Source organism: Brasilonema angustatum, from assembly GCF_059505445.1.
Genome location: NZ_JCACKO010000136.1, coordinates 82,003 through 96,331 on the forward strand (window position 1 = coordinate 82,003; position 14,329 = coordinate 96,331).

Here is a 14,329-nt window from a genome sequence, read left to right on the forward strand (position 1 = left end):
TTAACTTTGGAGATATCAACAATGCCCAGTTATCAAACCAACACACAATGGCTAGCTTTGGTCATACTTGGGATTATGTCTGCACTTCTAGTGGTTATTGCAGTCACAGCATTCAGCATATACTTTTACGGTAGGGCTAACCGTGTTGTCAGAACTGATGCTGCAATAGTACTGGGAGCAGCAGTTTGGGGAAATGAACCATCTCCAGTTTTCAGAGAAAGAATTAACCACGCCATTCATCTCTACAAAAGAGGAGTTGTACGCACCATCATTTTTACTGGCGGTGTTGGTAGAAACGATGATATATCTGAAGCCGTTGTTGGCAAACGCTATGCAATGGCGCGGGGAGTTAAAGAAACTGATGTTCTTATCGAAACAGAATCTCACACCACTCACCAAAACCTTCAGAATGCTCAAAAGGTGGCTGACAAATACCATTTGTCCAAATTTCTTGTTGTCAGCGATCCCTTGCATCTTAAGCGAGCCGTGTTAATGGCACAAGACATGGGAATGGATGCTTATCCATCCCCTACGCCCACAACTCGCTACCGCAGTTTCAAAAGCCAGTTTGAGTTTTTAATGCGAGAGACATATTTTTACTTTGTCTACCTGGTGTTAAAGTACTAACTCGTATTATGTCTTTGCTTTGTTGTTCTCTACACAACAAAGCTAAACATCCTCCGCTTCTGGCACTGGAAAGGTTTCACCAGCTAAGTAGGCATCAAAGTGCTGTTGGAAATAAAGCCAAGAACTTATATCTTCTACATCAAGAAGCGATTTGGGCGCATTCTTGTACAAAGGAACGCGGGTATTGATTTCATCTTGCAGCAGTTGCGGTAACTCGCCCAAGCTATTCACTTTGCTCCCATAAGCACTATAGATCAGATGACCAAGGCGTGCACCCATCTTCATCCAAGGAAGCCACGGACCAATTCTATCCCAACTTAGCTTGAGTTCAGTTACTGAGGGAAGTTCAGAGTTTAATAAATCTGCTGTTGGTACAGTTAATTTAAACAATTCCGCTGCTTGATAAATTGTGTGTGGGCTATACTCAGCAAACTTGGGATTGTCCGCCAGAGGATTAGGGTAAGTAGGAAATATATCAAACACAAAAGTTGTGGAGTCTCCCTCCACAGGTGCTGGAAACTTACCTTTAAAATGACCCTGCACGGGACTATTTGCAACGTGTACCACTGGAACTGTTTCGTCAGTCCAAGGATTATGCCACTTATGCAAAATTTCTCCTGTTTGTGGATCAAGGTAGTAAGTCAGTTCTCTTGAGGTAAAATCCCAGGATCCTTCTTCTGTAGGAATACACCTACTCACGCTGTAACCCATTATTTGAAACAGCAGTTTTCTCTTCTCACCTGGGACAAAAGCATAAATCTTGCCCTGCCAAACGAGAAAGGTTGATTCATCGGGATTAAGGGATGAACGAGTTTTTACCCAATGTTGAGCTTCAAATTCTTTGATTTCGGCAACCATCGACAGTATCTCTGAGTTCAATTCTCTATTATCCTAAGTTGATTCCAAAGATTGACTGTCAAGACGGCGAAATAGAAACACCCATAATGGTAGAGAACTGTTAATAGCAATTAATCGTACCAAATGACCAGCCGTGACAATTTCAACATTATGATCCAATGCCAGGGCAACTAAAATCATTTCCGCCGAACCTCCTGGTGCTGTAACCAGCAAACAGGTTAGCCAGTCCCAAGAAGTTAATTCCATAGCAAGGATAGAAGCCAGTCCCCCAGCAACCAGCGTCATTCCAACAGACATTAAAGCGCAGGCTATAATCCTTTTTGTGAAAGTTGGTTTGTTACCCCAATACTCACCAATGGTAATTCCCAAAAGCATTTGCCCTACTATATTGACCAGAGGCGGTAAAATAAAGTTTACATCACCCACGAAAGGCAGCCATTCACACAAAGGATTAAACGCTATCCCAGCGACTATTGCACCAAAAAACTCACCAGCCGGAATTTTGCTTAACAGAGCAAGATATACTGCTAATCCACCAAATAACAGCGCCAATAATAGTAATCCTAATTGGGATGGTTCGAGACTGAACAAGACACCTTTGACTGGGAGTGCTTGCGGATAAATTTGCTGACCAGATGATACTCTAGCAACCAGGGGAATCAAAAAAACTACAGTTGTGACGCGAATTGCTTGCACAAGTGCCACAAGCGTAACATTTTTGCCGTAGTCTGCAGCGATCGCCGACATCGGTCCCACACCACCCGGTACTGTAGCCAGCATCGCTGTTAAAATATTTGTTTTGCTGATGCGCGAGTAAATGTAGCCAATTCCTGTACCACACAGCAACAAAAAGAACGTGATCAAAGCGAAAATAGGAAGACAAGAAGCAACATCAGCTAGATGACCGTGAGCTACAGAAAAGCCGACATTCAGTCCTACAAGTGCCATTCCTGTCTTTCTAGCAGTCCGGTTAGGTTTGAGGGTGTAGCTATATAAAACCCGATACGTCTGAAGCACCACTGCACCAGAGACAATACCACCAAATATCCAGGCAATTCCTCCAATGTGAAATCTTGCCAAAATCAAACCTATGGGTAATGCCAGAAGCATTTCCCACCCCAAGACAATTAACGGCTTTACAAGAATTTGGTTGGGCTTTAGAGCTTGCTGTTGAGTAGTAACCTGTTTAGGAGGCGCTACACTTAAAATCTGATTCATCAACTTGCTTTTTGGAAATTTTAAAATTAATTTACCAAAAAGCGCTCAAAGCCCCATCCTTCTAAAAGAAGGGGCAAAGAAAAAATTTATACTAAAACTTTGAGCAAATAATTAATCAAGTACTTAAAGTACGCCCTCAACTGTTGAGCTGCTTCCGTTGACACTTGTGCTGATTGTTCCCAAGACTTTATATATTTATTTTGAATCAACTTGAACCCATTCACATATACCTCAACTGCCGGCTGTTCATGAGTGATGATTCCTTTGTGAAGTAAACGAGGTTGAATCCCGTTTTCCAAGCAGCTTCCAAGCAGTTTCAAATATTTACTAAGGTTCTGACGAAAGACTTGTGTTTGTGCATCTTGGGAACCCAATAACTCATCCGCCACTTGTTGTGTTATTTCTTCTCGATGAGCTAAAAGCCACAATCCTGCTTCTAAAGAAGCAGCTGATTGTCCTTGTGCAAGTGGAAGTGACGCAGTGAACTCTATAAGATGTTCTGAAAATTCTTCAATTTTGTGATGTTTGACTTGATTAAGTGCTTCGCTGATACTTTCTTGTGAACGTTTCTTTTCCTCTTGCTCGCGTATCAAATCTTCCACGATCGGTTTGATGTTTTGAGTTATCAAATCAGTCTGCTCGTTCACCACGTCCAGCACTTGTTGAGGCAAATCGTACTCTAATAACTTGTCTAATCGATTTGTTGTACTGTCTTGGAGAATGTTGAACTGGCGTTGCAGTTGCTGAATGAGCGACCCCAAACGTTGTTCTGTATTAGGTAGATCTTGACATAAACGTCGTTCTAGATAATCGACTCGTTTTTGCAGAGATTTGACAGATGCTCTCTCTAACCAAGGGGTGATGATAAATATAGCTAAATCGTGCAAAATTTTAGTAGACTTCTGTATTATTCCTAATCTGTTGATATTTTGCGCCATAAGATTTCTCCAAAAGAGGTGATGTATTAATCCGTGGATTCCCTGTGTTGCTTTGCCCTATATATGGGTTATTGTCTAAAGGAGTTCAATAATTGAAGAAAAATTCAGAAGTCAAAACTCACAATTGAGTAACTTTTAGTGGGAGATTGGAATCGCCGCATTTAAGGGTGTACACAAAATCTGCCTGCATACCATTGGCTCAATAAATATTTGATTTGGTGCCAACAGAGGAGTTACAAGTGTTGTATTCGTCTGCCGGATGTAATTCGCTACAATGGAACCGCAGATGCGGCAGATTGTACGAAAGCCGTTCTATCGGCATCTACAAGGGGGGTAACATCCCAAGGGCGCACAGCCTCAGGGGTTGCCGGTAAGTCTGGGTAAGTCATTTGACCAATTTCTTACAAAGTCAGGATAAGGATAGTACCTGAACTGGTAACCACTTAGTTAGCAACACATAGCTTCTTACTCCTTTGCAATAGCTTGACATTTTTTAGATTTCACTGTTTTATCCGATTCAAGTTGTAGTCGTAGGCAAAAATATTTTTTATTTTTCCAGCTTCAGTAAATCCACTTATTGCTCCACGTAATGACTTCTCCTTGAGAATAAAATAAAGCGTAGTCTTAACTAGAAATCCTGAATGGAGTAATAGTACCATAATAGCGCTTCAAAACTCCGCCTTTTGCGTAGTTGTCTCGATACAGCCTTGTATGTAAAAGTTTAGGACGAGTGAGCATTATGAACAAACTCCTTGTTAAGCGACATTCTTTACGAGCGTGAGCAGCACGAGTATTCGAGGTATCGAAAGCCTTGTCTTTAATGAAAGCAGACGATAATGACGCGATAGTCTCATCAAGGCTTTGTGAATGAGCATCGCTACTGCTCAAAGTCGCTCACCGCCAAAAAATAAACCAAGTCGTATTGTACGTATTTGCGTTTATGCATGAGATTTCTTGAACTGGAATGACTAATGATGCTAGATAATGAAAAAGCTTTAACATGGACTTGAATTCTCTAGCTCGGTTATTAAGAACTAAGACTTATGCGAACTTACTATTGCGGCGAACTCCGAAAAGAACACATTGGAGAAACTGTTACCTTGTACGGATGGGTAGACCGTCGCCGCGATCATGGAGGTGTGATATTTATAGATTTACGCGATCGCACTGGCATTGTCCAAGTCGTCAGCGATCCCCAGCGTACCCCTAATTCCTATGAACTGGCAAATAGCCTACGAAATGAATACGTTGTTGAAATCACAGGTAGAGTGACGCAACGTCCCGAAGAATCCCTAAACCCCCGCATACCTACAGGCGAAATTGAAATCTACGCCGATACAATTAAACTTCTCAACTCAGTCCGTAAACAGTTACCATTTCAAGTTTCCACCGCAGACGCCGATCCGGTGCGGGAAGAGTTGCGGCTGAAGTATCGTTATTTAGATTTGCGGCGCGATCGCATGGCAAACAATTTGCAACTACGCCATCAAGTCGTCAAAGCTATCCGCCGTTACCTAGAAGACGTAGAAAGTTTCATCGAAGTCGAAACCCCCGTCCTCACACGTTCCACTCCCGAAGGTGCGCGAGATTATATCCTACCCAGCCGCGTCAACCTTGGTGAGTGGTTTGCTTTACCGCAATCACCGCAGCTATTCAAACAATTGCTGATGGTATCCGGCTTAGACCGATACTATCAAATTGCTCGTTGCTTCCGCGATGAAGACTTACGCGCCGACAGACAACCAGAATTTACCCAGTTGGACATGGAAATGAGCTTTATGTCCCAAGAAGAAATTATCGAACTCAATGAAAAGTTAGTTCGTCATATCTTCAAAACAGTTCAAGGCATTGAAATACAGCTTCCCTTTCCGCGTCTCACCTATGCTGAGGCGATGGAACGTTATGGTAGTGATAAACCAGATACACGTTATGGTTTAGAACTGATTAATGTCTCAGATGTTGTCAAAGACTGTGGCTTTAAAGTTTTTCGTGAAGCTGTTACCAAAGGAGGAATTGTCAAAATTCTTCCCATCCCCAACGGGAACGATTCAATTTCTAACGTCCGTATCAAACCAGGCGGTGATTTATTCAACGAAGCTACTGATGCAGGTGCTAAAGGTTTAGCTTATATCCGAGTCAGGGATGATGGAGAAATCGACACTATTGGTGCGATTAAAGACAACCTCACCACAGAGCAAAAACAGGAAATCTTACGCCGGACAGATGCAAAACCCGGTCATTTACTGCTTTTCGCGGCTGCTGACACTGCCACTGTTAATAAAACGTTAGATAGGTTGCGACAAGCGATCGCTAGAGAGTTTGGGTTAATAGATCCACAAAAAATTAACTTGCTTTGGGTTACAGACTTTCCCATGTTTGAATGGAATCCACAGGAAAATCGCCTAGAAGCACTGCATCACCCGTTTACAGCACCTCATCCCGATGATTTATGCAACTTAAAAACTGCAAGAGCACAAGCTTATGATTTGGTGTTCAATGGTTTTGAAGTAGGCGGCGGTAGTCTGCGGATTTATCAGCGGGAAATTCAGGAGCAGGTTTTTGAGGCAATTGGACTTTTGCCAGAAGAAGCATATAATAAGTTTGGCTTTTTGTTGGAAGCGTTTGAATATGGTACTCCACCTCACGGTGGGATCGCCTATGGTTTAGATCGCTTGGTGATGTTGCTAGCTAAAGAAGAATCAATTCGCGATGTCATAGCTTTTCCAAAGACGCAACAAGCACGTTGTTTGTTAACAGATGCACCTTCAGCAGTAGATGCAAAGCAATTAAAAGAGTTGCATGTTGCTTCAACATATAAGCCTAAGTCTTAGTGCGACGAAAGCAGCCAAAGATGAACTATATTTTTTGACGGTTCTCAGTTGAACAAAACACAACTATTGATATTCCTCGTCCTGTACTCTACGTTGAGGGCGGGGAATATTCGGTTTTCTTTCATCGGGTGAGCAGTTCCTACCCTGCACGAAGGTGTTCCGCATACAACGAGGGGCTTCGGGGTTGCTTCTAGGATTCGGGGGAGAGCCTGCTCTGTGGATGACTATACTCAGAGGGCACGCTACGCTAACGCTGGGTGGTTCACCAGTCGCCTAGTACAAGGACTCAGAAGTCATGAGTCAGAAGTCAGAAGAAAAATACATATATAAACTAGGTTTTATCCTGTTTCTAACTGTCTGATTATTTCTGTCGCGCTCTACTGGGTTGGGAAATCCTCCTGCATAGCGCTGAATTCACGCCTGGGCGGATTGGTCATGAATATCTCAAATGTACATCACATAGCTTTTATGGACAATACCCACCCTACTAGCGCGTCCACACCAAAATGTTGGGTTGAGGCAGCAGTTCTTGGCAGGGGGCAGGGGCGCAAGGGAGAAGGAAAACAGACAAAGTGCGCCGATTAACCTCTACCCAACAAAATAGACTAGACGTGCTACCACGCTTTGTGCTCTAATGATTTCAGGACTTAGGCGGTTTTCACAAGCGTTCGACACTTTTGAACTAGATACTAATACCAAGTTGCAATCAAACGTAGCATCTGTCATTGCGTTAGCGTAGCGTGCCCGGAGGGCATACGAAACGAAGTGGAGCGTAGACGCCCGGAGGGCGGCTTCTCGATAGCCCTCCGGGTTCGCCAGTCACCTGCGGAGGGAGACCCTCCCGCAGCGCTGGACTCACCGTAAGGCGTGGCGTCAGCCATAGGGTAGCAATCTCCCCTAACCACAAATTAATACAACAGAACGCAACTTAGTATAAACATGGCGATCGCAGAGCGCGCCCCATGTTTTAGATGTTCAATTAAATAATTGCAGAGCAATCCGTACTTTTATGGATAAATAGTTTGACCAGTTGGGGTTGAAACCATGTAGAGGGGGTGTTTTTCTAATTCCTTGACTATCTCACTCTCCCCCTGCTCTTGGGATCATTCAATATAGGATGTAAATAACACTATAATTAATGTCTGATTCAACCAGTATCTTCACTGTGTTTTTTATTTTTATATAAAGGTAATTTTTAATACATATTATGCTCAGAAATTTCAATTTTATAAAAGTATTGGTAAGCCGCGTTTGCGAGTGTTATGTATCACTTAAGTACTCAGTAATTACCCTTTCTGTGAATTTACATATTTAAAATTATCCTTATTTATACTGTTCCAATTCATATTTTTTTAAAACGAAAGTTCAAAAACTTGAAAAATCAGAAACATATTTTTGTCATATTTTTATATGGGTAAGTATAATTTCCTGCTAACATACATAGAGTTAGTAAAAAAATTAAACTTCATGACTAGGGAATATATAACAGTCATAGCGATAAATTGCCCAACAGTTCTATCAATTGTTCAAATATTAGAGCTAACTAACCTAGTTGCAAAGCAATATGTAGTACGATACAATTACTGATGACAATTACTACTGGCTGAAACTACAGAAAAATTTTGGCAACCCATTTGGTAAACTTTTTGTCAATGAAATCAGGCTTATGCTGGTCAAAATGTATACTATATCTAGAATTGGCGAGTGAATTTCAAACAAAGTTATGCTTACAATAAAATGACAACAGAGATTTGTTATACTCTACAAAGATGTTGATTACACGTTAAACATATCTGGTGATCAACTTTATTTAGCTCATGCAGTATTTAGGGCTTAGTTTATGTAGAGTATCAGAAAAATAGTAGCAATCTCTATAGATTATCTGGCATCGATTTACTGGATATATCGCTGTGCTTAAATATCTAATGACTAATGTGCGGAGTTGGACTTTGATGGTCTTTTTGATCTCAGTTCCTCCAACGTAGCCTTCCTCACAAGGCCGAATCAGAGATATAGTGTAACTAAAATCAGAAGCGTTCAACCTCATAGTCTATCCAGTTAATTCCATGTTTTAAATGATACATAAAATCTCTCGTTTATTACCTCGTTAACAGGTTAATTTCTTGGTAATTGAGTGTATTTTTCAATTTCATTAAGTGAGTCACGAATGGTCACCTATGATATAAATTTTCTATTGCCCTAATGAAAACATTCTTAGAAGGTCACTGCTGATTTCTAAACTGTTTGTAGGTAACTATTGATTTGACTTTAATGACACAGGTGATTTTAAAGTAGTAGGTGTTGGGTGAAACGGTTTTTCTAACCCTAGTTTTTCCAATGTAAGCTTCTTTTGTTATGTGGTGTATTTACCGATGCTGGAGGTCAAATTGCATAGAAGGTGTGAGCGAAATCGAAACCGTTCAAAAAGACGAGCTATCTACTGTCCAATTCATGGGTGCTATCTTGAAAGCGTCAGTCAAAAGTATTCTCTGTTTGCCGATCGTGCAGGACAACTACAGCAACGGGGATTTAGCCGACAGAATGCTTTGATTTTGATTGCAGCAAAGACTGCGGTTTCTTTAGAAGGTGAGTGGTTGGAGGCTTTTTGGTGTGATAAGTGCCAACAAACTAAATGGTATCACGTTAAAAAGCGTGTTAACAAAGCTCAAAACAAGGAAATTTGTATCTATGAGGTATCGATAGTATCTCCAGAACTTTGGCAACAAGCGATAGGGATCATTCATCCAGAGGGAAATCCTTCCGTAGGCGAGTTTACTCGCAGACATGCAAAGATGCTTAGCCATAACGGAAGTAAAGATTTCCACTTTGGAGATTGAGTGCGTCAGACAGTAACAATCATAAAATGCAATAGGAAAATCAATGTCTGCTATGGAGCCTGTACCAAACTCTGAAGAAATAGATTTTCAAAAATACTGGCTGATCTTGCAAAGACGCTGGCTGCCTGCAGTAGGAGTTTGTGGAGTTGTTGTGATCGTTGCATCCTTACTTGCATTCTCATCAAAACCCACGTACAAGGCAGAGGGAAGCCTGTTGATTAAGACAAATCGTACCTCCTCTCTCACAGGTTTGGGGGAAGCTATTGGACGGCTTGAGACTTTAACTACTGAAAGCAATCCGTCTGAGACTCAAGCAAAGATAGTGGCATCTGTTCCAGTTATTCAGGAAACCATTGCAGAACTTAATCTTAAAGATGATAAAGGCAAATACATCACAATTGAACAATTAACCAATACACTTAAAATCACCAGTCTAAAAGGAACTGAAATCCTGCAAGTTTCCTATACTGACAAAGACCCAAAACTGGCTGCCAGAGTTGTCAATAAGGTCATGCAGGCTTACATCAAAAATAACATTGAAGCGAATCGGCAAGAGGCGGTCTCAGCCCGCAAGTTTATTCAAAAACAACTACCAACAACAGAGGTATCTGTAAAAGAAGCTGAATCAGCGCTGCGCAAATTTAAAGAGAACAATCAAATCATCACCCTGCAAGAAGAAGCCACTGCTGCAGTTGAGGCGATCGCCAAGTTAGATGATCAAATTTCTCAAGCCCAGGCTCAACTAGAAGATGCCACTGCTAAATCAGAAAAATTACAGGCTCAAGCAAAAATTGATTCGCAGCAAACCGTGATCAATTCCTCATTGACTCAGGCATCTGGGATTCAGCAAGTGCTGACTCAACTCCAGGAAGCACAAAGCCAGCTTGCGGTTGAGCGTACTCGTTTGAAGCCAGAACACCCTATTATCGTCAACTTGGAAGAAAAAGTTGCTGCTCTCAACAGCGTGCTACAACAGCGCATGAAGCAGGTTACTGGTAGCAATCAGCAAATTTCTCTGAAGAATTTACAGAATGGCTCTCTGCGACAAAAGCTACTGGAAGATTATGCTGGCATAGAAACACAACGCGTTGGTTTCGTCAAACAAATAGCTACATTGTCAAACCAACGAACTCTCTACAAAGAGCGAGCAAATATCTTGCCCAAGCTAGAACAGACTCAGCGGGAACTTGAGCGGAAACTGAAAGCGGCTCAAACGACTTACGAAACACTCTTGACAAGACTGCAAGAGGTTCAAGTAGCAGAAAATCAAAATATTGGAAATGCTCGTGTCATCTCCCCTGCCTTGATACCTGATAAATCTACCGGAAGTGGAAAAATCCTGATTATAGGGGCTGGAGGAGTTTTAGGTGTCTTGTTTGGTGCCATTGCTGCCTTTGCTTTAGATACAATTGACCCATCACTTAAGACAGTTAAACAAGCCAAGGAATTGTTCAAATACACCTTACTCGGGGTCATACCTTTAACAGGTAAAAATCAGAAGAAGAGTTTTAAAAAGCCAAAGGTGGATCAACCAATTCCCAGAGTGATTGGCAGAGACATTCCGCACTTCCCTATTGGTGACGCGTACCAAATGCTACAAGCCAACTTGAAGTTTCTAAGTTCGGATAGAGAACCAAGAGTCATTGTGGTGACGAGTTCCGTTTCTGGTGAGGGTAGATCTGAGGTTGCAGCAAATTTAGCGATGGCGATGACTCAAGTGGGACATCGGGTTTTGCTGGTCGATGCCGATATGCGTCATCCAGTCCAGCATCATATTTGGAATTTGACGAATGCTGTAGGTCTAAGTCATGTCATAGTTAATCCCGATACCCTTGATCTAGCTTTACAGGAAGTCATGCCTAACCTACACGTTATTCCTGCTGGAGTTGTACCTCCAAATCCAGTAGCACTATTGGACTCTAAGTGTATGGCTGCACTTGTTAGCTCGTTTGCAGAGGAATATGATTTTGTCATATTTGATACTGCCCCTTTAGGGGGAGTCGCAGATGCTGCGGTGTTAGGCAATCTAGTTGACGGTATACTATGGGTCGTTCGTCCAGGAGTGGTTGATTTTCCGAGTGCCAATGCAGCTAGAGACTTTTTGAAACAGTCAGGACACAATGTGTTGGGTATGGTAATTAATGGTGTGAATGTGAAGGGTGAGCCTGACAGCTATTTTTACTACACGAAAGAAGCAGTTGAGTCGAGTCGTAACGTATCTCGAAATCCTATAGTTGTAAGACGAAATTGATGAAGAACCATTGGTAGATGCAATATTTTTTGAAAAGCAGTCTACCAATTGCTATTGAGGTAATGACTTAAACAATCATAAAACATATAGAAATCCGGTTTGATTTCTGAACAGTTCGTCAGGGCAGGGAACAGGGAAAAAGCAATATAGGTATACTGAGTTTTTTTCAAAAATCACATAGGAGTCCTATATCAAAATTTATGAATAGTACTAACTGATTAGTCATCGTTGTTTAGTTAGCTTTTTCCTGAAGCTTTTGGATAAAGCTGTGATAAATCTTAAGCTGCTTATAATTTTTTCGGTAGTTTTTTTTGCCAAAAACGAAAGTAAAATATTGAATCGTTAAGACAATTCATTAATTAACTAATTAAGATGAAAACATATCTTTCAAAGTTTTTATACGTCATATCGGCAAAAAAAAGAACGATTTTTGTTTTATTATTTTTGTTTTTATTAACTTCTGTATTGGATGCTTTAGGTATTGGACTAGTAGGACCGTTCATGAGTTTAGCCACAAATCCAGATTTAGTTTTTAAAAGCTCGTGGTTAAATTGGGGCTACGTCAATTCAGGTTTAAAATCTACTAGTCAATATATTGCTTTATTAGGGTTGGGAATTATTTTTGTTTTTGGGATTAAGTCATTATTATACTTCCAAGTTCAAAGATATATTTTTAATTTCAGCCTAACTCAGCAGGGATTACTTAGACTTCGCTTACTGCACGGTTATTTAACAGTTAATTATACTTATCACTTAAGTAAAAATAGTGCTTCATTAATTCAAAATATTATTCACGAAACTTTTCTTTTCTGTTACTCTGTCACGCTTCCTCTTCTAAGTTCTGCTGCAAACTCTGTTGTTGTATTTGCTTTAATAATTCTGTTACTTAAAACAGATTTTTCGGCAACAGCCAGCATTTTGCTAATGCTGATATTGGCATTTGCTTTTTATAATAGATTTAAAGACAAGATGGCTTATTGGGGTAAAGAAGGAAGTGAATCAGATACTGAAATGATTCGGATTATAAATCATAGTGTAGGAGGATTAAAAGAAACAAGAGTTATAGGTTGCGAATCGTACTTTGAGAGCCAGATGAACATACAAGCTCAGAGACACGCACTGACAGGTAGTTTATTTCAAGTTTTTCAAAATTTACCACGTATTGCAATTGAGGCACTTCTAGTTACATTTATAGTATGTTTCATTTCTATATCTTTAGTATTTAATCAAAATCCACAAAATTTAATCTCAATTTTAAGTATTTTTGCTGTAGCCTCTATTCGATTAATTCCAGCGGCTAGTCAATTTATGTCCGCAATTGGTACATTAAGAAATTCCAGTTATTCACTCAATAAATTATATTTTGATTTACAAGAGTTAGAAGTTAATAAATTACATTCTATCAAGTACATCGACGTTTTATATAAATCAAAGCCAGAAGTATTTATCGAGAAATCAAATAAGCTGAAAAAACTCAATTTTCTTAATGAGATAAGTATTAAAACTCTTAGTTACTCTTATCCAAATGTATCAAAAAATGCTTTAAGCAATCTTGATTTGACTATTAAAAAGGGTGAATCTATTGCTCTCATTGGTAAATCTGGGGCAGGTAAAACAACTTTGGTGGATGTAATTTTAGGTCTATTGGTACCTAATCATGGAGACATTACAGTTGATGGAGTATCGATATATAATGAAAACAATGACAACTTACGATCTTGGCAAAATATGATTGGCTATATTCCTCAATCTATTTTCCTAATGGACGACACGATTGAGAGGAATATTGCTTTTGGTGTTCCAGATAATCAAATTGATTCACAACAATTGCAAAAAGCAATTCAAACTGCTCAACTTGAAGAATTAATTTTGCAACTCCCTGATGGAATGAAAACTTCTGTTGGAGAGCGTGGGGTGCGGTTGTCTGGTGGTCAGCGTCAACGGATAGGAATTGCTCGAGCGCTTTACCACCAAAGAGACATTTTGATTTTAGATGAAGCTACATCAGCATTAGATAATGAAACAGAAAACCTGATTTCTGAGGCAATCCGGTCATTAAGTCGTACAAAAACGTTAATCCTTATTGCTCATAGACTTTCCACTGTCGAACATTGCGATCGCATCTATGTACTTGAACATGGAAGGGTAGTCAAGTCAGGAAGTTATCGAGAAGTGGTTTTGGGACAAACGATTTCATCTTGAATTTTTATTTAAATAATCTTTAAATTTGGAGTTTAGACTAATTTTGGCTCTCAAACCGCTAAAGCCTTATCCACCACAGGCTTTCCCAATTTATGACTGCTTTAGGATTCCGAAATCTAAAATGCTTGCTATACAAGGGTCGTAGTCTAAACTCCAATTAAATAATAAATACTGAAAATTCCATGAAATCACATTCTGACTATGTGCTTCTGATTCCATTCTGTATGAGTAAAGACTTTTACCAAATTTTATAGAAATGTTTACCTGGATTTAATGTAAGTAGTCATTTTGAGTATGCTGCGAAATAGTAATTTAGGATTAATTCTCAATAAAAACCACTTTATAGTGAGTATAAATGCTTTAAATACTGTTTATCCAAAGCCATAACTCTTAGCTAGACTTTATTTCAATCGAATAACGTAATGTAAGATTTTGAAAAAAATTATTGCTAACTTATGAGGATTTCTATTGAGATAAAAAAACTTAATTCCACCGATGATAAATAAGGGTTTAGGTATATACGTTTGCAATTGTTGAAAAATGCATAAAGATTGACTATTAGCTGTG

General features: G+C 39.9%; 8 protein-coding genes. 5 read left to right on the plus strand and 3 right to left on the minus strand.

The features are described 5' to 3' along the window. Positions 1 to 21 precede the first annotated feature (21 nt). The gene (locus tag AC5JM2_RS25160) at positions 22 to 627 is read left to right on the plus strand and encodes a YdcF family protein (RefSeq protein WP_495837548.1); all 606 of its coding nucleotides are present in this window, start codon (positions 22 to 24) and stop codon (positions 625 to 627) included. A 42-nt stretch (positions 628 to 669) separates the two neighbouring features. On the opposite strand, the gene AC5JM2_RS25165 is transcribed toward AC5JM2_RS25160, so the two are convergent. The 3 genes from AC5JM2_RS25165 to AC5JM2_RS25175 form a co-directional block, all read right to left on the minus strand. After that, a complete protein-coding gene (locus AC5JM2_RS25165) occupies positions 670 to 1,485 on the minus strand; it encodes a DUF1838 domain-containing protein (RefSeq protein ID WP_495837612.1) in 816 nt (271 codons plus the stop codon). A 33-nt stretch (positions 1,486 to 1,518) separates the two neighbouring features. Continuing rightward, the gene (locus AC5JM2_RS25170) at positions 1,519 to 2,703 is read right to left on the minus strand and encodes an AbrB family transcriptional regulator (protein ID WP_495837549.1); all 1,185 of its coding nucleotides are present in this window, start codon (positions 2,701 to 2,703) and stop codon (positions 1,519 to 1,521) included. Between the two features lie 86 nt (positions 2,704 to 2,789). Next, the gene (locus tag AC5JM2_RS25175; RefSeq protein WP_495837550.1) at positions 2,790 to 3,641 is read right to left on the minus strand and encodes a hypothetical protein; all 852 of its coding nucleotides are present in this window, start codon (positions 3,639 to 3,641) and stop codon (positions 2,790 to 2,792) included. Between the two features lie 1,043 nt (positions 3,642 to 4,684). Here AC5JM2_RS25175 and aspS point away from each other — a divergent pair. From aspS to AC5JM2_RS25195, 4 genes are all read left to right on the plus strand, one after another. Next, complete coding sequence (gene aspS, locus AC5JM2_RS25180; RefSeq protein ID WP_495837551.1) at positions 4,685 to 6,472, plus strand: aspartate--tRNA ligase; 1,788 nt, start codon at positions 4,685 to 4,687, stop codon at positions 6,470 to 6,472. Positions 6,473 to 8,859: 2,387 nt separating this feature from the next. Further along, positions 8,860 to 9,309 carry a hypothetical protein gene (locus tag AC5JM2_RS25185; protein WP_495837613.1) on the plus strand — a complete coding sequence of 150 codons (450 nt, stop codon included), beginning with the start codon at positions 8,860 to 8,862 and terminating at the stop codon, positions 9,307 to 9,309. Between the two features lie 52 nt (positions 9,310 to 9,361). Next, positions 9,362 to 11,560 (plus strand): GumC family protein, encoded by a 2,199-nt coding sequence (locus AC5JM2_RS25190; protein ID WP_495837614.1) that lies wholly within the window; start codon positions 9,362 to 9,364, stop codon positions 11,558 to 11,560. Between the two features lie 372 nt (positions 11,561 to 11,932). Then, on the plus strand, positions 11,933 to 13,762 hold the full coding sequence (locus AC5JM2_RS25195) for an ABC transporter ATP-binding protein (RefSeq protein WP_495837552.1): 1,830 nt from the start codon (positions 11,933 to 11,935) through the stop codon (positions 13,760 to 13,762). Positions 13,763 to 14,329: the final 567 nt, after the last annotated feature.

What these genes read in the sequence shown, in the direction of transcription:
- AC5JM2_RS25160 (WP_495837548.1), top strand. Translation starts at nt 22, where the DNA reads ATGCCCAGTTATCAAACCAACACACAATGGCTAGCTTTGGTCATACTT.
- AC5JM2_RS25165 (WP_495837612.1), bottom strand. Translation starts at nt 1,485, where the DNA reads ATGGTTGCCGAAATCAAAGAATTTGAAGCTCAACATTGGGTAAAAACT.
- AC5JM2_RS25170 (WP_495837549.1), bottom strand. Translation starts at nt 2,703, where the DNA reads ATGAATCAGATTTTAAGTGTAGCGCCTCCTAAACAGGTTACTACTCAA.
- AC5JM2_RS25175 (WP_495837550.1), bottom strand. Translation starts at nt 3,641, where the DNA reads ATGGCGCAAAATATCAACAGATTAGGAATAATACAGAAGTCTACTAAA.
- aspS (WP_495837551.1), top strand. Translation starts at nt 4,685, where the DNA reads ATGCGAACTTACTATTGCGGCGAACTCCGAAAAGAACACATTGGAGAA.
- AC5JM2_RS25190 (WP_495837614.1), top strand. Translation starts at nt 9,362, where the DNA reads ATGGAGCCTGTACCAAACTCTGAAGAAATAGATTTTCAAAAATACTGG.
- AC5JM2_RS25195 (WP_495837552.1), top strand. Translation starts at nt 11,933, where the DNA reads ATGAAAACATATCTTTCAAAGTTTTTATACGTCATATCGGCAAAAAAA.